Raw genomic sequence first — 22,552 nt, 5'->3', positions numbered from 1 at the left:
ACGGGGGTGCCGTACTGTCGGTCCCAGGGGCGATATCCGCGAAGCTTTCACTCGCCAGGACGCCGCCGTACGCATGACGACGCCCACCGGAGGGTTCACACGATGCCGGAGAGCCCTCAGGGACGTGCTGAGCGACGCCTCGGCGGACGCCGCGCCCGCCGCCGGGCCCCGTACGCGGGCCTCGCGGCCTCCTGCACCGGTCTGCTGCTGGCCGTCGTGGCGCTGGCGGGGTGCAGTTCGTCGGACGGCGCCGATCCCGACTGGACGAAGGCGAAGGCCAGCCAGGCTCCGCCGCCGAAGCCGGTCTGGGACCGCAGCCCCGCCTCGGTCGCGGCCGTCGGCGACTCCATCACGCGCGGTTTCGACGCCTGCGGGATACTCAGTGACTGCCCCGAGGCGTCCTGGGCGACCGGCACGGACGACGGGGTGCGCAGCCTCGCGGTCCGGCTGCTGGGCAAGCCGGGGGTCGCGGACCGCAGCTGGAACTTCGCGCGCTCGGGCGCCGCCGTCGGTGAGCTGCCCGCGCAGATGAGGAAGGCGGCCGTCCACCGGCCGGATCTGGTCACGGTCATGATGGGCGCCAACGACGCCTGCAAGGACGAGGTCGAACTGATGACGCCCGTGAAGGAGTTCCGGGCGTCGTTCGAGGAGTCGATGCGCCAGCTGCGCGCGAAGGCGCCCAAGACGCAGGTGTACGTGGCGAGCGTGCCCGATCTCAAGCGGCTCTGGTCCGAGGGCCGGGACAATCCGCTGGGCCGGCAGATCTGGAAGCTGGGCATCTGCGCGTCGATGCTGGGCGACTCGCAGGACATGGGCGCCGAGGCGCAGGCGCGCCGGTCGACGGTGCAGGCGCGGGTGGTGGCGTACAACAAGGTGCTCAAGGAGGTGTGCGCGAAGGATCTGCGCTGCCGCTACGACGGCGGGGCGGTCTTCGACTTCCGGTTCACGGGCGAGCAGTTGAGCACCTGGGACTGGTTCCATCCGAGCAAGAACGGCCAGGGCAAGCTGGCGGACATCGCCTACCGCAACGTCGTCGCGGCCGAGCCCCCGGCGTAGGGTCGGCGACCGTGACCGACAAGATCGTAAACGAGCGGGCCGGTTCGGCTCCCGACGGGACTCCGGTCCACCGCTGGGTCCTGGAGCGGGCCGGTGTGCGGGTGAAGGTGCTCACGTACGGCGGGATCCTCCAGTCCGTCGAGGTGCCGGACGTCGACGGGGCCCTGGCGAACGTGGTGCTCGGCTTCGACGACGTGGCGGGCTACGTGGACTGTCCGTCGCCGTACTTCGGCGCGCTGATCGGCCGGTACGCGAACCGCATCGCGGGCGGGACGTTCACGCTCGACGGGCGGACGTACCGACTGCCGCGCAACAACGGGCCCAACTGCCTGCACGGCGGCGAGCGCGGCTTCGACAAGCGCGTGTGGCACGCGGAGCCGGCGGCGGACGGGTACGGCGTACGGCTGTCGCTGGTGAGCCCGGACGGCGAGGAGGGGTTTCCTGGGCGGCTGGAGGTCTCGGCGACGTACACGCTGGACGCGGCGGGGGCGCTGCGGATCGGCTACCGCGCGGTGACGGACGCGCCGACGGTGCTGAACCTGACGAACCACTCGTACTGGAATCTGGGCGGCGCGGGCTCCGGCGGCGCCGGTGGGCATGTGCTGCGGATCGCGGCCGGTCATGTCACGCCGCTGGACGGCGACTCGGTACCGACGGGCGCGCACGAGCCGGTGGGCGGAACGCGTTTCGACTTCCGTGAGCCGCGCAAGGTGGGGTCGGGGTACGACCACAACTTCGTGCTGGACCACGGGCGTTCGAGGGCGTCGGTCTCGGCGGAGCTGTACGACCCGGCGTCCGGGCGGGTGTTGACGGTGACGACGACCGAACCGGGCATGCAGCTGTACACCGGTGACCACTTCGACGCGGGTCCGTTCCGGCCGGGCGAGGGCATCGCGCTGGAGACCCAGCACTTCCCGGACTCGCCGAACCGGCCGGACTTCCCGAGCACGGTGCTGCGGCCGGGCGAGGAGTTCAACTCGGCCACGACGTACGGGTTCTCGGCCGGACGGGCCCCTGTCGGCCCGTCCGGCGTCTGAGGACCCGTTCAGCGCCGGACGGGCGCGCTCAGCCTGCGGTCGGTGAGCGAGCGGCCCGCCTGGACCTCGTACGTGCCGGGGACGGCCGTCCAGGCGTTGTCGTGCTCGTCCCAGATCTCGAACGCGCGCGGCCTCAGCGGGATCGTCACCTCGACGCTCTCGCCGGGGCCCGCCTCGGCGGAGGCGAAGCCGGCCAGCCAGCGCACCGGGCGCTCGGGCGCGTCGGCCGCGTCGCCGGCGGCCTCCGGCGCCAGGTAGATCTGGACGGTCTCGCGGCCGGGCCGGGCGCCGGTGTTGCGCAGGGTCACGGTGGCCCGTTCGGTGGTGGCGTCCAGGGTCTCGTACTCCCAGTCGGTGTAGCCGAGCCCGTGGCCGAAGGGGTACGCGGGAGTCGTGCCGGCCCGTTCCCAGGCGCGGTAGCCGATGAACACGCCCTCGGTGTAGTGCAGTTCGCCGTCCGTGGGGGTGGTGTCGGTGACGGGGGCGTCGGCCAGTGCGACCGGCCAGGTGGTGGTGAGCCGGCCGCCCGGCTCCTCGGCGCCCGTGAGGACGTCGGCGAGCGCGGCACCGCCCTCCTGGCCGGGGAACCAGCTGAGCAGGACGGCGGCCACGTCGTCGCGCCAGGGCAGTTCGACCGGTGAGCCGGTGTTGACGACCACGACGGTGTTCGGGTTGGCGGCGGCGACGGCCGCGACGAGCGCGTTCTGGTGGCCGGGCAGCTCCAGGCCGGTGCGGTCGAAGCCCTCGGACTCGACGGCCGTGGTGGTGGCGACCACGACGACGGCCGTGTCGGCGGCCCTGGCTGCGTCGGCGGCCTCGGCGATCAGTTCCTCGGGGTCGCGCCGCGGGCCGAGGTGGAGAAGGGAGAAGGCGACGGCGTCCATCGGGGCGCCGGGCAGCCTGGGCACGGTGAGGTGCAGCGAGACGTCGACCCGCTCGCCTTCGAGCAGAGTGACGCGGGCGCGCTCCAGGCGTTCGCCGAAGAACGCGTTGAACGGGTCGGAGCTGTCGCCGACTCCTTCCTCGCCCTCCCAGACCTTCTCGCCGCCGACGGTGAGGACGAGGAGGCCGATGCCCTGGGTGCCGAAGGTGTGGTCGCCGCTCTCGCGCGGGGTGAAGGTGCCGGTGAACTCGACGCTGTGCAGCTCGTCGTAGCTGACTGTGTCGGGCAGGTCGGCGCCGACCCACTTGACCATGCCGGAGGGGAGGTCGGTGGTGCCCAGCTCGCGGCCGTCTGCGGCGCGGCAGACGGCGCGCAACTCGAATCCCTTTGCGGCGACGCCGAGTTGGTTGCTGGGGTCGGCGCCGACGTGGTAGCTGAGCGCGCCTTCGGGCAGGGCGGCGGTGAGGCCGTCGAGCGGCGAGACGACGTGCGGCGGGAAGACGGTGGCGGAGCCGCCGCCGAGGATGCGGGCGTCGCGGGCGGCGGCGCCGCTGAGCGCCACGGTGCGGGTCCTGGCCGGGTCGAGCGGCAGGGCGGGGTGCCCGTCGCGTACCTCGTTGCGTACGAGGACGAAGGAGCGGCGCGCGACCTCGCGGGCCAGCGCGTCGCCGTCGAGGTGCGCCGGGAGCGCGGACTCGGCGACGACGGCGGGCGCGTCGTCGAGGGCGCCGACGCGGGCGGCGAGCCTCAGCACGTTGCGTACCGCGTCGTCGACGAGGGACTCGTCCACCTCGCCGGCCCGGACGGCGGCGGCGAGCGCCTGGCCGTACACGGTCTTGGGGCCGGGCATGGCGACGTCGAGGCCGCCGAGGAGGGCGCCGGTGGTGGAGCGGGCGGCCAGCCAGTCGGAGACGATGAAGCCGTCGAATCCCCATTCACCGCGCAGGACTTCGTTCTGGAGATAGCGGTGCTCGGTCATCGAGTAGCCGTTGACCTGGTTGTACGCGGCCATGATGCCCCAGGGGTGGGCGTTTTTGACGATGGCCTCGAACGGGGCGAGATACAGCTCGCGCAGCGCGCGCGGGGCGACGATGTTGTCGACGGTGAAGCGGTCGGTCTCGGCGTCGTTGGCGACGAAGTGCTTGACGGTGGTGCCGACGCCGCCGTCCTGGACGCCGAGGACATAGCCGGTGCCGATCTCGCCGGTGAGGTACGGGTCTTCGCTGTACGCCTCGAAGTGCCGCCCGCCGAGCGGGGACCGGTGCAGATTGACGGTTGGCGCGAGGAGGACGTGCACCCCCTTGCGGCGGGCCTCCTGGGCGAGCAACCGGCCTGCCCTGCGGGCCAGTTCGGGGTCCCAGGTGGCGGCGAGCGCGGTGGGTGAGGGGAGGGCGACGGACGGGTCGTCGGCGGTCCAGCGCACTCCCCTGACGCCGATCGGGCCGTCGGACATGACGAGGGAGGCCAGGCCGATCTCCGGGAGCGCCGGCAGCGACCAGTTGTCCTGCCCGGCGACGAGCCGCGTCTTGTCGTCCAGATCGAGCTTGCCGAGCGCCGCCTCGACGGCCGCTTCGCGTGCGTGGTCGGGGGTGGTGGGTGCGCCGGTCACGGCGGTACCTCCTCGTCAGTGCCCTGCGTTCGTGCGGACGGGTTACATGGTGACCCTGAATTCTGTAGACAGGTAGGCTTCGTAATAATTTTGTTACTCGTGTACGGTCCGGACAGCGGTCGGTGAGCGGACAGGCACGAGAGACGGGGAACGGTGGGATGGCGAGGGCCAGAAGTGCGGAGCGGCGGGCGGAGATTCTCCGCGCCACCATCGAGATGATCGCCGAACGCGGCTACCGCGGCGCGACGTTGGGCGCGGTGGCCGAACGGGTGGGCCTCACCCAGCAGGGTCTGCTGCACTACTTCCCCACGAAGGAGACGCTGCTCCTCGCCGTCCTGGCCGAGCGCGACCAGTGGGACACCGGGGGCGGCAGCCGGGGCGCCGACGGCTGGCGACTGGAGCTGCTGACGTCGATGGTCGACTACAACGCGATGCGGCCCGGCATCGTGCAGACCTTCTCGGCGCTGCTGGGCGAGAGTGTGACGGAGGGTCACCCGGCCGGGGAGTTCTTCACCCGCCGCTATGTCCAGGTACGGGGCAACATGGCGGGCGTGCTTCGCGACGAGTTCGGCGACCGGCTGCCGAGCGGGCTGACGCCGGAGCAGACGGCGCCGCTGCTGGTGGCCGTGATGGACGGGCTCCAGTACCAGTGGCTGCTCGCGCCGGAGTCGGTGGACATGCCGGAGGCGTTCCGGGCGTTCGTGACGCTGCTGCGGGGTGGCGCGGACGGGCCGGAGCGGTAGCGGGTGGCGGGCGCGGGAGGTGATACTTCCGCCACCCGAAGGAAGGACTCCCGTGAGACTCGTGCGCACCACCGGCAACATGGGCCGGTTCGGACTCGTACTGCTCGCGTCGGCCGCCCTGGTCGCCGTGGCGCCTCCCTCGCAGGCCACGGCCGCCGCCCAAGCCCCCGCCGTCACCGTCGAGGAGCGGCGCCTGGACGGGGACGTACCGCGGCGGATACTCGCCGACAGCGGCTTCGACGGGGTCGCGCCGGCGTTCGCGACATCGCTGCGCGACGCCGGTTCCTACGCGCAGGCCGAGCGCGCCGCCGTACGGCACGGCGAACGCCTGTGGCAGCGGGCGGTGGACCGGGCGCAGGGGCGGGGTCCGGCAGGACCCCAAGGACACGCCCTGAGCCGGGACGACGACCGGCCGCTGTACTGGGCGCGGCTGGCCATGACCCGTGAACTGCGCGCGTGGCACGCGGAGTCCGGGCTGTCCGAGGCGGCGGGCGTACGTCTCCTCGACCGGCTGGAGAGCGCGTCGCGCGGCCAGGACTCCATGGCGGCGGGCGACCGGGACAGGGCGAACGGAGTGAAGCGGATCGTCGTGACCGGCTTCGACCCGTTCACGCTGGACCGGGACATCCGGATCAGCAACCCGTCCGGGGCCCTCGCGCTGGCGCTGGACGGCACGGTGATCAATACGGCCGACGGACCGGCGCGCGTGGAGACCGCCGTGTTCCCGGTCCGCTGGGGGGACTTCGCCGACGGCACGGTCGAACGCGCCCTGCGCCGTACTCTGCCGCGCGCCGATCTGTTCGTGACGGTCAGTCAGGGACGGGTGGGGCGTATCGACGTCGAGCGGTACAACGGCGCCTGGCGCGGCGGCTTCGGCGACAACGAGAACGTGTCCTTCACCGGGCTCGTACCGGTGGAGGACCCGGCGACACAGCCGCAGTGGACGCGGACCACGCTGCCGTACGCGGGCATCGTGGCGGCGGACACCGGGCGCTTCCCGGTGTACGACAACACGTCGGTCACCGAGATCCCGGCGGGCGGCACGGCGCCTGTCGTACGGCCGGAAGGACCGACGCCCGGTTCGGCGGCCCGCGCCGGTGGCGGCGGGGACTACCTGTCGAACGAGATCGCGTACCGGGCGACGCTGCTGCGCGACCGGCTCGGGCTCGACATCCCCGGCGGCCATGTGCACACGCCGGTCCTCCAGTTCGGGCCGGGCAACACCGACCCGGCGACCGGGACGGTGTCGGATCCGGTGTTCGTGCAGAACAGGCAGGACATCACGGCGCAGCTGCGGACGATCGTGCGGGTGGCGGCGGAGGAGTCATAGGCGGCGGGCCGGTCCGGCTCACCGGGTCCGCCCGGTGAGCCGCGCAACCCGGCCGGCGACCGCGTTCACCACTCGCGCGGGACCTCCGCCGGCGGGCCGGCGCGGCCGGGCGTCGGAGCCGTACGTCCGGGCAGCGGCGAACCGGCCTGCTGAGGGCCCGTGTCGGGACGCCGCGCCGCCGGGTCGGCGGGGCCGGTGCCGTCACCGGTGTCCTCGCCCGTCAGGTGGCGGGCCATCAGCGTCGCTCCCGCCACCGCGCCCGGCATCAGGAACACCGCGACGAACGGCACCAGGAAGGCGAGCGTCAGCGGGACCCCGAAGCCGAGGGTGAGCAGTCGGCGTCCGCGCAACAGCGGGAGCCGCTCCTTCAGTTCGATGCCGCGTCGCTGCATCGCGACCGCGGTCAGCTCCTCCGCCAGGAAGAAGCCGGAGACGCAGAAGCCGAGCACGGGCACGACGGTCTGGCCGACGACGGGGATGAACCCGAGGGCGAAGAGCAGGACGCCGTACAGCACCACCCGCCCCAGGATCCGCAGACTGTCCCGCGCGGAGATCCACAGCTCGCGCCAGAGCGGCAGCCCCGACTCCGGTACCTGGCCGCCCTCCGAGCGGTCCACGGCCTCGGAGAGCGACTCGTAGAAGGGCTGCCCGACCAGCAGGGTCACGGCCGTGAAGGTGATCACGGCGATGAACAGCACGAGCGCGAAGAACAGCGCCGTGAGGAAGCCGCGGAACAGCCCCTGCCAGGGCGAGGACCAGTCGTCGGCGAAGGGTGTCGCCCAGGCCGTCAGGTCGTCGGCGCCGTAGAACAGGCCGACGAGCGCCGCCGCGTACAGCACGAGGGTCACCAGGCCGGGCAGCAGCCCGAAGCCGAACCATCTGCCGTGCGCGCCGACCCAGCGCTGGCCCTTCACCAAGTAGCCGAAGCCCACACCGAGATCACGCATACGGCCACCCTATCGGGCTTGTTCCACCGCTGTTTCGGGGTGGTTCCCGCCGGGTTCCATGAGGCGGGTGGGACGGACGAGGTTCCCAAAACCCTTGTTGTCGACCCGTTCAACAGGTATTACCTGCGTATTGAACCGAACGATCGTCACCGCGCTCATCCATCGCACGACCGATCGTAGGACCTATCGCACGACCCGGAGGTACCACCGCATGGGGATACCCAGACCCGTCCTGCTCGCCACCGCCACCGCCACCGCGGCCCTGATGCTCTCCCCGCTGCCCGCGACCGCCGCTCCCGGAACCGACGGCGACCGCTCCCCGCACCGGGTGCGGGACGGCGGCACGACGGACAGCCGCGTGGCGTCGGCCGCACTGCCTTCGGCAGGTGCCGCCGCGCTCTCCTCGGTGGGCTCGGGCTCGTCCTCCCTCGGTCTGCGCGAGGACGGCGGCTATCCGCGCCGGAACGTCCTCGACACGCTGCCCGAGAACCCGGCCGACAAGGCCATCAAGCTGGGCCTGGCGCCGTACCACGCGCTCGCTCCGCGCCTCAACGCCCTTCAGGAGCTGGGCAATCGGGTCAGTGTCGAGGTCGCGGGCCGGTCGGCCGGCGGGCACGACCTGTACCTCGTCACGGTCACCGCCCCGGAGAGCGCGGAGGAGGCGGCCGAGCAGGAGCGGATGCGTGAGCGCATCGAGAACTCCCCCGCGTCGGCCGCCAAGGACAAGCGGATCAAGGAGAGTTACAAGACTCCCGTCTTCATCAACAACAACATCCACGGCAATGAGTGGGAGGGCACCGACGCCGCCCTGAAGCTCATCGAGGAGCTGGCGAAGGCCAAGGACAGCCGTACGAAGAAGCTGCTGGCCACCAACCGGATCCATCTCAACGTCACGGCCAACCCGGACGGCCGGGTCGCCGGAACCCGCGCCAACGGCAACGGCATCGACCTCAACCGCGACTTCATCACCGCCTCGCAGCCTGAGGCACGCGCGATCCGGCAGATAGCCGTCGACAAGCAGCCGGCGGTCATGCTCGACCTGCACGGGTACGTCAACGGCACGCTCATCGAGCCGACGACACCGCCGCACGGCGAGAACTACGAGTACGACCTCTTCCTCAAGAACTCCTACGCCAACGCGCTGGGCATGGAGGAGGCCGTCAACGACCTCGGCTACACGGCCGAGAAGGACGGCGTGGAGCCGCCCGTCATCCCCTTCCGGGACCAGGAGGAGGGCTGGGACGACTGGCCGCCGATCTTCACCCCGCAGTACATGGCGTTCCAGGGTGCGGTCGCCTCGCACACCATCGAGATACCGATGCGGGTCAACAACAACGACTACAACACCCTGCCCGTCGAGGAGTTGCGCCGCAGGTCCGCGATCAACACGGACGTCGCGGGCGCCGCGATGCGCTCCACGCTCGACTTCGCGCTGGACCACCGCACGACGCTGATCGCCGACCAGATCGAGACGTTCCGGCGGGGCGTCGCCGGCGAGAAGCAGCGGGTCATCTCCGAGGAGACGGTGCCCGGTGTGCCCGGCATCGGCCCGGAGGACATCTACACGACCGACTTCCCGCGCGCGTACGTGATCCCGGCCGGGAGCGGACAGCGGTCGGCGTCGGCCGCCGCCCGTCTGGTCGACCATCTCATCGCCAACGACGTGAAGGTCCAACAGGCCCGTAAGGGCTTCACGTTGGCGGGCCGCAGCTACCCGGCCGGTTCATACGTGGTCGACATGGAGCAGGCCAAGCGCGGGCTGGCCAACGTCATCCTGGACGAGGGCAAGGACATCAGCGCCGACGTGTCGTCGATGTACGACATCTCGGGCTGGAGCCTCGGGCTGCTGTGGGGCGCGAGCGTCACCAAGGTCCAGCGGGGCGGCCTCGACTTCTCCGGACGCGAGGTCGACGCGGCCTCGCCGGTCGGCTCGGTGGCCCGCAGCGGTGACCTGAAGCTGCGGCTGGACGACCCGAAGGAGTTCGCCGCCGTCAACTCCCTGCTGGCGCAGGGGGTGCAGGTGCGCAGGACGGCGGACGGCGCGGCGATCGTGCCGTCGTCGGCCCGGAAGAAGGCCGAGATCCTGGCCGACCGGTACGGCGTCGTGTTCACCGCCACGCAGGACAAGGGCGTCGCGGCTCTGCGCCGTACCACGGTCGCCGCGGCAGTCAACTCGGGCGAGCTGTTCGCGCTGCGCGAGATGGGCTTCGAGGTGCTGCCCGTCTCGACGGCGACGGCGAACGCGGGCTTCGACTGGTCGAAGGCCGACGCGCTGTACGTGTCGACGGGCCTGAGCCACCGTGGGCTGAACGAGACTGCCCGCGCCGCGCTCGGTGAATTCCTCGCCGGGGGCGCGCCCGTGGTGGCGCTGGGCTCAGGCGGTGCGACGTTCAACGCCGAGGCCGCTCTGCTGACGGCGACGCCGGTACGGGGCAACGGGAACGCCAACGGGGTGGTGCGGGTGGTCAACACGCCCGGACCGGTCACCGGGGGCACGCAGCCGCACTCGTTCGTCTACTCGCCGATCTGGTACACCGCGCTCGGTGCGGGCGTACGCACGGAGCAGTCGTACGGGGGCGGCAACCCGCTCGTCTCTGGCCACTGGCGCGGAGACGATGGCAGCACTGACGGCACCGGCGGTCCGCAGGACGCGGCCGGACAGGCGGCGATCGTGAGCGGTACGTCGGCGGCGGGCGCGCCGGTCACGCTGTTCGGCACCGAGCCGCTGTTCCGCGACCACCCGAAGGGCTCCTTCGCCCAGGTGGGCCGGGCGCTGCTGAACCGGCTTCCGTAGAAGGCGCACAGGGCGCGTACGCGAAGGGCCGCACGAAGGGCCGCACCCCGCTCGTGGGGGTGCGGCCCTGGCGTTCGTACGGGGCGGTGGTGCGTGCCGTCGTCAGACGACGGACAGCTCGACCTTGATGTTGCCGCGCGTGGCGTTGGAGTACGGGCACACCTGGTGCGCCTTCTCCAGCAGGTCCTTCGCGGTGGCCGCGTCCACGTTCGGGATGGACGCCACCAGCTCGACCTCGATACCGAAGCCGCCGGCCTCGGTCTTGCCGATGCCGACCTTGGCGGTCACCGTCGAGCCAGATATGTCCGCCTTCTCCCTTCGGGCGACGACGCCGAGCGCGCCCTGGAAGCAGGCGCTGTAGCCGGCGGCGAACAGCTGCTCCGGGTTCGTACCGGCGCCGCTGCCGCCCATCTCCTTGGGCGGGTTGACGACGACGTCGAGCTTGCCGTCGTCCGTGGAGACGCGGCCGTCACGGCCGTTCTCCGCGGTGGCGACGGCGGTGTAGAGGGTGTCGATCTTCTGGATCGTCATGCGGGGTTCCTTCTTCTTGTACGCCGCGGCTCGCGCCCACGGACCACGACGGCCTGCCACGAGCCTAGCGGCTGCGGGTCAGTTGAGGGTGACGACCATCTTTCCGGTGTTCTCGCCGCGGAGCAGACCGACGAACGCGTCGTAGCCGTTCTCGATGCCTTCCACGAAGGTCTCCCGGTACTTCAGCTCACCGGAGGCGAGCCAGCCGGCCACGTCCTTGACGAACTGCGGCTGGAGCGCCATGTGGTCGGTCACGAGCATGCCCTGGAGGCGAAGCCGCTTTCCGATGACCATCGCGAGATTGCGCGGGGCGGGGGTGGCCTCGGTGCTGTTGTACTGCGAGATCATTCCGCAGATGGTGGCGCGGCCGTGCAGGTTGAACGAGGAGATCGCCGCTTCGAGGTGCTCGCCGCCGACGTTGTCGAAGTAGACGTCGATGCCGTCGGGCGCGGCTTCCTTGAGCTGCTCCTTGATCGAGCCGCCGCTCTTGTAGTTGAAGGCGGCATCGAAGCCGTACTCCTCCTTGAGAAGCTTGACCTTGTCGTCGGATCCCGCCGAGCCGATGACCCGCGACGCGCCCTTGATCCGGGCGAGTTGGCCCACCTGGCTGCCGACGGCACCGGCGGCACCGGAGACGAAGACGGCGTCGCCCTCCTTGAAGGAGGCGGTCTCGAAGAGACCGGCGTAGGCGGTGAGGCCCGTCATGCCGAGGACTCCGAGGTAGGCGCTGAGCGGCGCGAGCGAGGCATCGACTTTGGTCGCGTACCTGGCGGGGACTTCCGCGTACTCCCGCCAGCCGAGCCCGTGCAGCACCTGGTCGCCGACCGCGAATCCCTCGGCGTTCGAGGCGATGACCTCACCGACCGCGGCGCCGTCCATGGGGCTATCGAGCCGATACGGCGGGGTGTACGACTTCACGTCGTTCATCCGGCCGCGCATGTACGGGTCGACCGAGAAGTGCTTGTTCCGGACGAGGATCCTGCCCTCGCCGGGCTCGGTCACCGGGGCCTCGCGCAGGGCGAAGTCCGCAGGCTCCGGCCAGCCGTGCGGGCGGGCGACGAGATGCCATTCACGGCCGGACGCGGGAAGGGCGGTCATGGGTGCGGTGCCTCCTCGAAGTAAAGCTTCACCATCTGAAACAACCATGCCTCTATATATTTCATGTTGTCAAGTAAACGGGTACGCTGGTGCGCATGGCCACTGAGCACACAGACCCCCTGACCCTCGAAGTCGTCGAACTCATCGGCACGGTCGTGGCCCGCTACTACGAGGAATACGACCACGCCGCAGCGGAGCACTCACTCACCGGCGCGCAGGCTCGGGTACTGGGACTGCTCTCCATCCAGCCCATGCCGATGCGCCGGATCGCCCAGAGGCTGAAATGCGAGCCGTCGAACGTCACGGGGATCGTGGACCGGCTGGAGTCACGCGGCCTGGTGGAGCGGCGTCCCGACCCCGCGGACCGGCGGGTGAAGCTCGCGGCGCCCACGGAGAAGGGGCGGAGCACGGCGCAACAGCTGCGGGACGGGCTGAACTTCGCGCGGGAGCCGTTGGCGGATCTTTCGGTGGCCGAGCGGACGGTGCTGCGGGATCTGCTGCGGCGGATGCTGGGGGACGACGCCGGGGAGTGAGCGCCGCGCCTGCCCTCAGAAGCAGAAGATCAACAGGACGCAGTCCTCCGTCTCGGTCGGCGTCGGGGTGGGCGACAGTGAAGGCGGCGGAGGCTGATTCGGCCGGCTCGGTTCGCCGCTGGGACCGGTGGACCCCGTGGGGTCGGCCGAGTCGCTGGGGTTCGGCTCGTCGCTCGGCCCGGCCGAGCCCGTCGGCGCCGGGGAGTCCTCGTCCGACGACCCGGATCCCGTCCCCTCACCCGTCGCCGAAGGGTCGGGCGCACCGTCCCCGCCGGGCGCAGCGGCGCCGGTGGACGTGGAGGGCGTGCCCTCGACCGGGCCCGGCTCCTTCGGTTTCGTCGGGCCGGTCGGCGGCGGCCCACCGTCCAGCTCTATCGCCCGGTCCTCCTGTACCGAGGTGGCGTCGCCGTCGCCGCCGGACTCCAGCGCCAGCTCGGCCAGGCTCAGCGCGCCGACGGCCATGACGAGACCCATCACGGTGAGCAGCACGGCGCGGCCCTTGCGCCGGTGCGCACCGCGCTCGGCGCGCATCTCGCGGCGCTCGCGACGGGACACCTTGCGCTTGCGGGAACCACGCTGACGGCGCGGGCCCACGGGGGGCTCCTGACCGTAATCACGCGTGGCGAGGACCACCTCCGCCTCGTGCGGAACGGGGTCGTGGAACCGTAGTTCCTCGGCGGGCGTACCGCACCCGGCGCACGCCAGGGCGCCGTTGAGGTGCCGCTGGCAGTGATGGCAGTAGTCCATGGCGCCCCGAAGATAATCCGACTAAACCCCGTCGCGGGCACCTGCGGTGTGAAGATCCTGTGCGGAATCGGCCCCTCCACCCGCCCGCCGCCCGACGTGCCCCGAAGGGGCACGATGTCGCTATGAATGCCACGACATCAGCCGGAGCCGGTGGAACCTCCCGGCCATTCGGACCGCGCGAGTTCCAACTCGTACTGCTGCGGCGAATGGCCGACCACCAGGGCGAGTTGGTCGAGGACGCCCGCCGCGAACTGGGCGCCTCGCTCGCCGAGATGCGAGAGGCCAACCGGCGCTGGCAGGCGATGGTCCGCTCCCCCCGCGCACGCGGCACACTGTCGCGCTACCGCTCGGTGCTGGGCGCGCCGGAGGCGACGTTTCCCCGCCAGGTCGGCGATCTGGCGTGCGAGGTGCTGCTGTGGCCCGTACCGCTGTGGCCCACCCTCCGCTTCGAGGTGACGGCGGCGCCGGGCGGCGGCGTGTGGAACGAGTGGCTGGTCCGGGCACCGGGCGAACGGGGCCCCGAGCTGCGTACGAGCGACGACCTGCGCCCCTGGTCCTGCACGGTCGACGAGGTGGCCCGCGCGTTCCCCCCGGCCAGACCCCTGGAGGGCACGGCCCCGACCCGCTGGGGCCTCGCGTTCGAGGCACCGGGGACGGGGGCGTGCGTGGCGGAGTTCACGTGGGGCCTGCTTCAGCGCTGGGCGCGGGTGGGGGGCGGGTCGTAGCGGGCGGGTCGCGGCGGGTTCGGGTCCTCCGCGTGCCGCCCTCGAAGGGGTACGCGGGAAAGCGTGCGTTCGCCGACACGCCGGGCGGCAGACCGGCAGGCGTGACCCTGGCATGGCGTCAGCTCCGTACCCCCGACCGGCGCATCCCAGCGCGCGCACCGCCCCTCCGGCGCCCACGATGCGAAGAGAACCGGCCGCCCGCCGGTGATCCACCTCAGCGCCTCCGGGAGAAGAGCCCGTGACCGTCAGTCTTGAGCACTTGCGCCGTTGCCATGTCGCCGTCGACCTCGGGGCCGCCAGGACCCGGGTCTTTGTGAAAGGAGCCGGGCTCGTCGTGGACGAGCCGAGCGTCGCCGCAGTGAACACCCGGACCGGTGCGCTCATCGCCGTCGGCGCCCTGGCCGAGCAGATGACGGGCCGTACGCCGGACTACATCCGCGTCGTCCGCCCCGTGAGCGGCGGCACCGTCGTGGACATCGAGATGGCGCAGCGGATGCTCCGCCACCTCCTCGGGGAGAAGCTCCGCCGCCAACTGCGCAGAAAGCCCCGGCTGCGCGCGGCGGCCTGCACCCCCCATGACAGCGACCCGCTCGCGCAGCGCGCGGCGGTCGAGACGCTGGTCGGTCTCGGGGCCCGCCGGGTGGAGCTGGTCGACACGCTCATCGCCGCGGCGGTGGGCTGCGGGCTGCCGGTGGAGCAGCCGACCGCGACCATGATCATGGTGTGCGGGGCGGCGACCACGCAGGTGGCCGTGCTGTCGCTCGGTTCCATCGTGACGGCCCAGCGTATCCCGGTGGGCGGCAACGCCATCGACCACGCGGTCATCCAGCATCTGCGCCACCAGCACGAGTTGATGCTGCCGAGCCAGTCCGTCCGGCCGCTCCAGCTGGCGCTGCGCGGCAACGGCATCACCTCGGAAGGCCCCACCTCGACGGAGATCCACGGCCGGGACGTGGCGACGGGGCTCGCGCGGTCGGTCCACGTGGACACCGCCGCCGTACGGCGGGCCATCCACACGCCGCTCACCGCCGTGCTCGACGGCATCGGCAAGGTGCTGCGCGACTGCCCGCCGGACCTGGTGGCCGACCTCGCCGACACGGGGATCATGATGGTCGGCGGAAGCGCGTTGCTGCCGGGTCTCGACCAGATGCTGCGCGACGCGACGGGCATGCCGGTGCAGATCGCCGAACGGCCGGACGTCTGCGCGATCCTCGGCCTCGGGGCGATGCTGGACGGGAAGATCCAGCCGTTGGTGCTCAATCCGCTGGCGCACTCCGAGTGACGTGACGGCGGGAGGGGAAGACGGGCCGACCGACGAGGACCGCCGGGAAGGCTCGACCGGCCCCGAGGGACGGGGCGCGCGGAACCGCCGGGACGACGGCGGTGGCGCGGACGCGCGGGACCACGGAGCCAACGGCCCGGAACCGCGGGATGCCCCGCAGGACAACTCCGGCCAGGGCCGCGTCCGGCGCCCCCAGGCGGACCCCGACATCGGGCCTGACCGGCAGACCCGCCCGAGCACCGACCCGAATGTCCCCGAGGGACGGGGCGTACACAACCGCCGAAAAGGACCCCCGGACGCGCGGGACCACGGAGCCAACGGCCCGGAGCGGCGGGACGCCCCACAGGCGGACTCCGACATCGGGCCTGACCGGCGGGACCGCCGGAGCACCGCCCCGGACAGTCCGAACGAGCCGAACACCGACCCGGAACAGCGGGAAGGCCAGGGCGACAGCCGGAACCAGCGGAACACCCCGCAGGACAGCCCCGGCCACCGCGGCCCCGAGCGCCCCCAGCCGGACCCCGACATCGGCCCTGGCCAGGACCACCCGGACAGCCCGCGACCCCAAGCGGGTGGCGACGGGGCGGGGCGGGCGGGCGAGGGCGAGCGGACGGACGTCGGGGGCGGGCAGCGGCGGACCGGGCGCTCCCGGACGTCCGCACCCCGGCTCCCCATGCTGCTCGACGCCGTGCTCAACGTCGGGACCGAGGGCGAGCTGGCCTCCACGCTGCAGCATGTCGTCGACAGCGCCGCCGATCTCACCGACGCGCGATACGGCGCGCTCGCGCTCGCCGGGCCCGCGCAAGGCCGGGGCCCCGAGCGCGGTCGGAGCCGGATCGCCGAGCTGTACTCCGTCGGGCTCAGCGAGGACGAGCGCCGTCGGATCACCCGGCTGCCCACCGGGCACACGGGACTCCTCGGCCACCCCGGCACCACCCTCAGCCTCGGCGTCCCCGTCCGGGTCAACAACGACGTGCTCGGCCATCTCTGTCTGGCCCGGAAGCGGCACGGACCCTTCACCGAGGAGGACTTGGCCCTGCTGCGCGTGCTCGCCTCGCAGGCCGGGATCGCCATTGGCAACGCGCGCCTGTACGGGACGGCCCGCCAGCGCGCACGGTGGATCGAGGGCGCCGCCGCCGTCACGACCGCGCTGCTCACCGGCGAGACCGCCGCGGACGCCCTCACGACGCTGGCGAAGTCCGCGCGGATCCTGGCCGGCGCCGCCGCCGGGGTGGTGCTCCAGCCCACCGACGAGGGCGGCATGGAGATCGTCGCCGCCTCCGCGCTGGACGACCCGGGCGACATCGTCGGTACGAGCATCGCGCCCGGCTCGCCGGTGCTCATCCAACTCCTCGGTGGCGAACCGGTGTACATCGACGACTCGGCGACCGATCCCCGGATGACCACCCATGTGCGGACCCGTTTCGGGCCCAGCATGATGCTGCCGCTCCAGAGCGGCGGGCGGCTGATCGGCACGCTCGCTCTGCCGCGCAAGCGCGGCGGACGCCCGTACACCGCCGTGGATCGGCTGCTGGCCACCCAGTTCGCCTCCCAGGCCGCGCTCGCGCTGGTGCTCGCCGACGCCCAGCACAACCGCGAGCGGCTGGCGGTCTTCGAGGACCGCGACCGGATCGCCCGCGACCTGCACGATCTGGTCGTGCAGCGGCTGTTCGCCACCGAGATGATGCTGGAGTCGACCCGGCGGCGCACGGACGAACCGGAGCTGTCCGATCTGCTCGGTCACGCCGTCGACGAGCTGGACTCCACGATCCAGGAGGTGCGCACCACGATCTTCGCCCTCCAGCAGCCGCCCGCCGACGCCCCGACGAGCCTGCGCGGCAAGGTGCTGCGCGAGGCGGCGGGCGCGGCGGCCCTGCTGGGTTTCCAGCCGTCCGTGCACTTCACGGGGGCGGTGGACACCCTCGTAGGAGATCAACTGCACGACGGACTGCTGTCCGCGCTGCGCGGCGCGCTGGCCGCCGCGCACCGGCGGACGGGGGTGACGTCGATCGAGGTGGAGGTCGACGCGACGGCGCGGCTGGCGGACGGCGGGGACGGGGTGCGCCTGGTGGTCTCGGACGACGGGGAGCGCGACGAGGCCGACGACGGCAGGGGTACGTCGGTGACCTGGGAGGCGGAACGGTAGGGACCGCACGCACAACAGAAGGCCCGGTACGGCTCGTTGGCCGTACCGGGCCCGCTGCCTCATCGCCCGGACCGGGGGTGACTGGGCACCCGGCACGGGCCGCTCTCACCGCAGCCTGGCCGCCCGCGCAGCCTCGAACCGGTCCACCCAGTGCCGCGTCCGGTCGAGATACGCCGTCTCGGCCTCGGTCCCGGTCTTCCCGTACGCGCCCGAGAAGGTCTGATAGCCGTGCCCGGCAGGCGGGTTGCCCGACGCGGGTTCGATCGAGCTTCCCTCGTGCCATTCGTTGAAGGAGGTGACGGAGACCCAGGTGGGTGATCCGCCGATGGCCGGGTCCAGCGCGTTGTTCCACTGCTTGTCGTACGCGGCGCCGTTGTCCCTGCCCACGGTGGGCGTGGTGTTGCCGGGTACGGCGCGGTCGTCGATGTAGCCGGGAGCCACCGAGGGCGCCCAGACCAGGTCGTTGGCCCGTGCGTAGTCCCCGGCGTTCTTCCAGCCGGGTGCGGTGGCGCCGGCGATGCCGTCGTACGTGTAGAGGCCGTTGAAGTGCGCGATCTTCGACGTGTCGGTGGTCTGCGCCAGAACGATGTTGTTGTCCGTCACCTGGTCCAGGGCCGACCAGTCGGGCACATCGAGGCTCTGGAAGACATAGAACGCGTTGCTGTTGTTCCGCTCCGCGTCCCGGAAGTACGCCGGGTGGTCGCCGTACCGCTCGTTGATGTAGTTGATGTCGTCCACCGTGGACGCACCGCTGCGCCCGCTGTACGGCTCCAGGTGCCAGGCGACCTTGATGCCGTGCCGCTGGGCCGCGTCCAGTACGCCGTCGGCCAGCCCGTCCTCGTAACTGCCCTGGCCCCACCAGCTGTAGACCAGGACGTTCGCACCGGACTGCTTGATCCACTTCATGTGCTGTTCGACGGCGCCGGTGAAGTCACCGGAGTCGTACGCGCCCAGCTTGGGGTACAGGTCGGCGCCGATGTCCTCGGGCGGGTTCTGGCCGCCCTGCTGCCAGTGCCGCCAACTGCCGTTGACCTCGGGGTTTCCGTACCAGGGGTAGTAGAAGAGGTGCACGTTCGACGAGCCCTCGGCCTTGGGCTCCTCGGCCGCGCCGGACAGGGTGAAGCTGTCGATGTCGAACAGCGCGCCCGCTCCCCCGGTGAAGCGCAGGAACAGCGCGCCCGTCCCGGTGGCGGTCAGCGTCGTGGAGACCTCGGTGAAGGTGTCCCAGCCGCCGGTCGGCGCGACGTCGACCGACCCGAGCAGCGTGCCGGTGGCCGAGCCGCCGCGGATCTCGACCGTGCCGCCCGCGCCCGCCGACGAGACGTCGGCGGTGAAGGTGGTGGCACCGGCGGTGTCGACCTGGGAGTACCCGGCCCAGTCACCGTTCTCGATGTGGCCGAGGGTCTGACCGCCGCTGGCCGAGCCGTGGTTGGCGCGTTCCACGCCCGAGCCGGAGGTGTACGCCTCGCCCTCGACGACCGCGGGGTCGCCGCCTTCGTCCGTGGGCGAGCAGTCCGCGTCGACCGCGCCGGCCGCGTACTGGATGCCGCCGAGCAGCACCTGCCGGAAGGCGGGGTCGGCGTACGACTCCCGCGTGTGGCCGAGCCCGGTGTAGAACGACCGGCCCTCGGCCTGCTCGTCGCACCAGGTGATCGGGTGGTCGTCGCCCATCTCCCCACCGCTGTAGGTGGATTCGTCCAGGCTCTGGAGTACGTGGACGCTGTCGCGGGGGTTGGTGCGGTAGTTGTACCACTCGTCGGTCCTGGACCAGGTCGGGTCCAGGTGCGAGGTGGCCGGGTGGGTCCGGTCCTCGTTCTTGAGCGTCGCCTGCTGGATCGCCGGGTGGCTCTTGAACCAGGCGCCGACCAGGCCCTCGTACGCCGGCCACCCGTATTCGGTGTCGGCCGCCGCGTGGACGCCGACATAGCCGCCGCCCCCGTCGACGTACGACTTCAGCGCTGTCTGCTGCGCGTCGTTCAGCACGTCGCCGGTGGTGCTGAGGAAGACCACCGCCTCGTAGTTCGCGAGGTTGGCCGTGGTGAAGGCACCGCTGTCCTCGGTCGCGGTGACGGCGAACTCGTTGGCCGCGCCGAGCCCTTGGATCGTCTCGATACCGACGGGGATCGAATCGTGCCTGAATCCGGCCGTCTTGGAGAAGACGAGGACGTCGTACGGGTCGGCCGCGGCCTCCGCGGAAGCCCCGGTGGGCGCCAGGAGCGCGGCGCCGAGCGCTACGGCCAGCGCGCAGGACCTGTGCCGTACGCGCCGGGCGATCTGGCTTCTCATCGCTCAACTCCCTTGGCTTCCGCAGCGGTGGCGAAGGTGAACGCGTCCACGTCGAAGAGGTTGCCCTGGCCGGTCACGCCCTTGAAGACGAGGAACAACTCGGTTGTCCCGCCCGGGGCGTTGGAGATGTCCGCCGTCACGTCGACGAAGTTCTCCCAGCCGCCGGTCGGGGCCACGTTCAACGTGCCGAGCAGCGTGCCGGTCGCGGACCCGGCGCGTACTTCGAGGGTGCCGCCGACGCCGCCGGACGCGACGCGCGCCGAGACGCTGGTCACGTTGTCCAGCGCGTACGGCTTGAAGGAGACCCAGTCGCCGTTGTCGGTGAAGCCGACCGTGGCACCGCCTTCGGCGTTGCCGTGGGCCGCGATCTCGATACCGGACTGGGCGCCGAAGTGCTCGCCCTGGCGGTGCCGGGGCTGGAGGATGCTGTCGCTGTGCGTGGTGAGGCCGCCGGCGTCGGTGTACTCGGCGTCGAAGACCCCGTAGATGTTGGCGGCGGTGTCGTGCTCACCGTCGACGGGGACGTCGATGGTGCCGGTGCAGCCGTTCTTCGAGGTGATCTGGTGCCGGTGTTCGTCGTGGCCCAGCAGATACGTCACCTTGACCTTGGAGCAGTCGACGGTGCCGTCCTCGGGGTCGCCGGCCGTGACGGTGAACGGGACGCTGTCGCCCCAGGAGAACAGCTCGCCGTCGGCGGGCGTGGTCAGGGTGACGGTGGGGGCGGTGTTGCCGGCCGTCACCACGAGGCTGGCGGTGCCGGTCAGGCCCTCCGGGTCGGTGACCGTGAGGGTGGGCCGGTAGGTGCCGGCCTCGGTGTAGGTGTGGCTCGGGTTGGCGTCGGTCGACTTCGCGCCGTCACCGAAGTCCCAGGCGTAGCTGAGCGCTCCGCCCTCGGGGTCGGCGCTTCCCTCGGACGAGAAGGAGACCGCGAGCGGTGTAGGGCCGGACGTCTTGTCGGCGGCGGCCTTGGCGACCGGGTTGCGGTTGCTGCCGGCGAGGTATTCGACGCGGTACAGCGCCTGGTTGTTGGAGCCGGTGCCGTAGTCGAGGACGTACAGCGCGCCGTCGGGGCCGAAGGCCTGGTCCATCACCTGCGTACCGGTCCACGGGAAGTTCTCGATGACGCCGGGGCTGCCGTCGGCCTTGACCTCGATGGCCTTGATCCACTTACGGCCGTACTCACCGGCGAAGAAGCGGCCGTCGAGCGACTGCGGGAACTTCACGGCGGAGTCGAGGCCCGCGTCGTAGTTGTAGACGGGGCCGCCCATCGGCGACTCGGAGCCGCTGCCGAACTCGGGCGGGGAGCCCGCGTCACCGGAGTAGCGGATCCAGGAGGCCTTGGCCGGCGGGAGCTTGCTCTGGCCCGTGTTGTGGAGGGAGTTGTTGGTGGCGCCGCCCGCGCAGTCGTACTTGCCTGCGGAGGGGCCGTTCGGGAACGCCCATTCGCCGTACGTCTCCGTGGCGGTGTTGGTGCCGGTGCAGTACGGCCAGCCGTAGTTGCCCGGCCCGGTGATGCGGTTGAACTCGACCTGGCCGCTGGGGCCCCGGTCGGCACTCGTGGAGCCGGAGTCGGGGCCGTAGTCGCCGAGGTAGACGATGCCGGTGGCCTTGTCGACGGACATCCGGAACGGGTTGCGGAAGCCCATCGCGTAGATCTCGGGGCGCGTCTGGGCCGTACCCGGTGCGAAGAGGTTGCCGGACGGGACGGTGTAGCCGCCGGCCGCGGCCGGCTTGATACGGAGCACCTTGCCGCGCAGGTCGTTGGTGTTGCCCGAGGAGCGCTGGGCGTCGAACTGCGGGTTGCGGTCGGTGCGTTCGTCGATCGGGGAGTAACCGGCCGACTCGAACGGGTTCGTGTCGTCGCCCGTCGTCAGATAGAGATTGCCCTGCGCGTCGAAGTCGATGTCACCGCCGACGTGACAGCACTGGCCACGGTCGTTGGGCACTTCGAGCACGACCTTCTCGCTCGCCAGATCCAGCGTGTTGTCGGCCTTGAGCGTGAAACGGGAGAGGTTCAGATGCCCTTTCCACGGCTCGAAGTCGGCCGCGCTTCCGGTCACCGGGGCGTCGCCGCCGGGGGTGTTGAGCTTGGGCGAGTAGTACAGGTACAGATATCGGTTGGTCGCGAAGTCCGGGTCGGCCGCGACTCCCTGAAGACCTTCCTCGTCATGCGTGTAGACATCGAGCTTGCCCGACGTCTTGGTGTTCCCGGCGGCGTCCGTGAGGCGGACCGTGCCGTCCCTCGCGGTGTGCACGACAGAGCGGTCGGGCAGTACGGCGAGCGACATCGCCTCGCCCAACTCCGCACCACCGAGGGCGAGTTGGACCTGCTGGTAGTCGGCTGCCGGGATTTCCGCGGCTTCGTGTTCCGGGTGGCCGGGGTGGGCGACGGCGGCGGGGGCGGCGGTGAGGCCGGCGGAGAGTACGAGGGCGAGCGCCGCGAGAATTCTGGACCACGCAGGTGGGCGTCGTGACATGAGGTTTCCTTCCTGACCAGAGGTGGGGTGTGTCAGGCAAGGCGCGCGCCGTCGCGCTTTGCTGCCGAGCGGATGGTGCGAGGGGGAGGGCTGCGTTGCGTTCGCCCGGAAGCCATGTCCACAGTCCGAGCGAGTTGCATGCTGGCAACGCCGAATTAATTTGTCAAGGTCGTGTCAAAATTAAACGCGGGCGTCCCGACGGGCCTCCACGTACGCGCGCGAGCCTGAACTTCCCGCGCGTAGACCGGTGTTGGCCTGCCCGGATCCCCGGACGATCTCACCGCCCACCGCACCGGCAACTACCCACCTTTCGGACACTGTTGTGTGA

16 protein-coding genes are annotated in these 22,552 nt (G+C 71.5%); 9 read left to right on the top strand and 7 right to left on the bottom strand.

The features are described 5' to 3' along the window. The first annotated feature begins 102 nt into the window (after positions 1-102). Together ACIBLA_RS21220 and ACIBLA_RS21215 are read left to right on the top strand one after the other, a co-directional pair. Complete coding sequence (locus ACIBLA_RS21220) at positions 103-1,056, top strand: SGNH/GDSL hydrolase family protein (RefSeq protein ID WP_399199447.1); 954 nt, start codon at positions 103-105, stop codon at positions 1,054-1,056. A gap of 11 nt (positions 1,057-1,067) precedes the next feature. Beyond that, complete coding sequence (locus ACIBLA_RS21215) at positions 1,068-2,093, top strand: aldose epimerase family protein (RefSeq protein WP_399199446.1); 1,026 nt, start codon at positions 1,068-1,070, stop codon at positions 2,091-2,093. Positions 2,094-2,101: 8 nt separating this feature from the next. Here the strand turns inward: ACIBLA_RS21215 and ACIBLA_RS21210 are convergent, their stop codons facing one another. Further along, on the bottom strand, positions 2,102-4,585 hold the full coding sequence (locus ACIBLA_RS21210) for a beta-glucosidase (RefSeq protein WP_399199444.1): 2,484 nt from the start codon (positions 4,583-4,585) through the stop codon (positions 2,102-2,104). Positions 4,586-4,743: 158 nt separating this feature from the next. Between ACIBLA_RS21210 and ACIBLA_RS21205 the strand changes: the two genes are divergently transcribed. Beyond that, on the top strand, positions 4,744-5,328 hold the full coding sequence (locus ACIBLA_RS21205) for a TetR/AcrR family transcriptional regulator (protein WP_363246177.1): 585 nt from the start codon (positions 4,744-4,746) through the stop codon (positions 5,326-5,328). Positions 5,329-5,407: 79 nt separating this feature from the next. After that, entirely contained in the window at positions 5,408-6,658 is a 1,251-nt protein-coding gene (locus tag ACIBLA_RS21200) for a pyroglutamyl peptidase (protein ID WP_399199455.1), read from the top strand. A gap of 65 nt (positions 6,659-6,723) precedes the next feature. Here the strand turns inward: ACIBLA_RS21200 and ACIBLA_RS21195 are convergent, their stop codons facing one another. After that, positions 6,724-7,605, bottom strand: coding sequence for an EI24 domain-containing protein (locus ACIBLA_RS21195; protein WP_363246178.1), 882 nt, complete (start codon positions 7,603-7,605; stop codon positions 6,724-6,726). A gap of 211 nt (positions 7,606-7,816) precedes the next feature. Here ACIBLA_RS21195 and ACIBLA_RS21190 point away from each other — a divergent pair, with 211 nt between their 5' ends. Further along, positions 7,817-10,399, top strand: a complete 2,583-nt coding sequence (locus ACIBLA_RS21190) for a M14 family zinc carboxypeptidase (protein WP_399199442.1) — start codon at positions 7,817-7,819, stop codon at positions 10,397-10,399. A gap of 102 nt (positions 10,400-10,501) precedes the next feature. On the opposite strand, the gene ACIBLA_RS21185 is transcribed toward ACIBLA_RS21190, so the two are convergent. Together ACIBLA_RS21185 and ACIBLA_RS21180 are read right to left on the bottom strand one after the other, a co-directional pair. Further along, complete coding sequence (locus tag ACIBLA_RS21185) at positions 10,502-10,930, bottom strand: organic hydroperoxide resistance protein (protein WP_363246180.1); 429 nt, start codon at positions 10,928-10,930, stop codon at positions 10,502-10,504. Between the two features lie 78 nt (positions 10,931-11,008). Further along, positions 11,009-12,028, bottom strand: coding sequence for an NADP-dependent oxidoreductase (locus ACIBLA_RS21180; protein WP_399199441.1), 1,020 nt, complete (start codon positions 12,026-12,028; stop codon positions 11,009-11,011). Positions 12,029-12,123: 95 nt separating this feature from the next. Between ACIBLA_RS21180 and ACIBLA_RS21175 the strand changes: the two genes are divergently transcribed. Then, a complete protein-coding gene (locus ACIBLA_RS21175; RefSeq protein WP_399199440.1) occupies positions 12,124-12,561 on the top strand; it encodes a MarR family winged helix-turn-helix transcriptional regulator in 438 nt (145 codons plus the stop codon). Positions 12,562-12,576: 15 nt separating this feature from the next. On the opposite strand, the gene ACIBLA_RS21170 is transcribed toward ACIBLA_RS21175, so the two are convergent. Next, on the bottom strand, positions 12,577-13,308 hold the full coding sequence (locus ACIBLA_RS21170; RefSeq protein WP_363246183.1) for a hypothetical protein: 732 nt from the start codon (positions 13,306-13,308) through the stop codon (positions 12,577-12,579). 122 nt (positions 13,309-13,430) lie between these two features. On the opposite strand from ACIBLA_RS21170, the gene ACIBLA_RS21165 reads away from it, so the two are divergent. The 3 genes from ACIBLA_RS21165 to ACIBLA_RS21155 all read left to right on the top strand — a co-directional run bounded on the left by ACIBLA_RS21165 (position 13,431) and on the right by ACIBLA_RS21155 (position 17,461). Beyond that, positions 13,431-14,033, top strand: coding sequence for a hypothetical protein (locus ACIBLA_RS21165; RefSeq protein WP_363246184.1), 603 nt, complete (start codon positions 13,431-13,433; stop codon positions 14,031-14,033). 238 nt (positions 14,034-14,271) lie between these two features. After that, positions 14,272-15,315: a rod shape-determining protein gene (locus tag ACIBLA_RS21160; RefSeq protein ID WP_363246186.1), complete on the top strand. Its 1,044-nt coding sequence runs from the start codon at positions 14,272-14,274 to the stop codon at positions 15,313-15,315. Positions 15,316-15,988: 673 nt separating this feature from the next. Further along, positions 15,989-17,461: a GAF domain-containing protein gene (locus ACIBLA_RS21155; protein ID WP_399199454.1), complete on the top strand. Its 1,473-nt coding sequence runs from the start codon at positions 15,989-15,991 to the stop codon at positions 17,459-17,461. 105 nt (positions 17,462-17,566) lie between these two features. On the opposite strand, the gene ACIBLA_RS21150 is transcribed toward ACIBLA_RS21155, so the two are convergent. Together ACIBLA_RS21150 and ACIBLA_RS21145 are read right to left on the bottom strand one after the other, a co-directional pair. Then, the gene (locus tag ACIBLA_RS21150; RefSeq protein ID WP_399199439.1) at positions 17,567-19,747 is read right to left on the bottom strand and encodes a ThuA domain-containing protein; all 2,181 of its coding nucleotides are present in this window, start codon (positions 19,745-19,747) and stop codon (positions 17,567-17,569) included. After that, positions 19,744-22,224: a PQQ-dependent sugar dehydrogenase gene (locus tag ACIBLA_RS21145; protein WP_399199438.1), complete on the bottom strand. Its 2,481-nt coding sequence runs from the start codon at positions 22,222-22,224 to the stop codon at positions 19,744-19,746. The genes ACIBLA_RS21150 and ACIBLA_RS21145 overlap by 4 nt, the downstream gene beginning before the upstream one ends. Positions 22,225-22,552 lie beyond the last annotated feature (328 nt).

Origin of the sequence: Streptomyces sp. NPDC050433 (assembly GCF_044458565.1) — a bacterium.
GTDB lineage: Bacteria > Actinomycetota > Actinomycetes > Streptomycetales > Streptomycetaceae > Streptomyces.
The sequence above is the reverse complement of the archived record's forward strand: the minus strand, read 5'-3'. Positions and strand labels throughout refer to the sequence as shown.

What these genes read in the sequence shown, in the direction of transcription:
- ACIBLA_RS21150 (WP_399199439.1), bottom strand. Translation starts at nt 19,747, where the DNA reads ATGAGAAGCCAGATCGCCCGGCGCGTACGGCACAGGTCCTGCGCGCTG.
- ACIBLA_RS21185 (WP_363246180.1), bottom strand. Translation starts at nt 10,930, where the DNA reads ATGACGATCCAGAAGATCGACACCCTCTACACCGCCGTCGCCACCGCG.
- ACIBLA_RS21165 (WP_363246184.1), top strand. Translation starts at nt 13,431, where the DNA reads ATGAATGCCACGACATCAGCCGGAGCCGGTGGAACCTCCCGGCCATTC.
- ACIBLA_RS21145 (WP_399199438.1), bottom strand. Translation starts at nt 22,224, where the DNA reads ATGTCACGACGCCCACCTGCGTGGTCCAGAATTCTCGCGGCGCTCGCC.
- ACIBLA_RS21155 (WP_399199454.1), top strand. Translation starts at nt 15,989, where the DNA reads ATGCTGCTCGACGCCGTGCTCAACGTCGGGACCGAGGGCGAGCTGGCC.
- ACIBLA_RS21175 (WP_399199440.1), top strand. Translation starts at nt 12,124, where the DNA reads ATGGCCACTGAGCACACAGACCCCCTGACCCTCGAAGTCGTCGAACTC.
- ACIBLA_RS21190 (WP_399199442.1), top strand. Translation starts at nt 7,817, where the DNA reads ATGGGGATACCCAGACCCGTCCTGCTCGCCACCGCCACCGCCACCGCG.
- ACIBLA_RS21195 (WP_363246178.1), bottom strand. Translation starts at nt 7,605, where the DNA reads ATGCGTGATCTCGGTGTGGGCTTCGGCTACTTGGTGAAGGGCCAGCGC.
- ACIBLA_RS21180 (WP_399199441.1), bottom strand. Translation starts at nt 12,028, where the DNA reads ATGACCGCCCTTCCCGCGTCCGGCCGTGAATGGCATCTCGTCGCCCGC.
- ACIBLA_RS21220 (WP_399199447.1), top strand. Translation starts at nt 103, where the DNA reads ATGCCGGAGAGCCCTCAGGGACGTGCTGAGCGACGCCTCGGCGGACGC.
- ACIBLA_RS21170 (WP_363246183.1), bottom strand. Translation starts at nt 13,308, where the DNA reads ATGGACTACTGCCATCACTGCCAGCGGCACCTCAACGGCGCCCTGGCG.
- ACIBLA_RS21200 (WP_399199455.1), top strand. Translation starts at nt 5,408, where the DNA reads ATGGGCCGGTTCGGACTCGTACTGCTCGCGTCGGCCGCCCTGGTCGCC.
- ACIBLA_RS21205 (WP_363246177.1), top strand. Translation starts at nt 4,744, where the DNA reads ATGGCGAGGGCCAGAAGTGCGGAGCGGCGGGCGGAGATTCTCCGCGCC.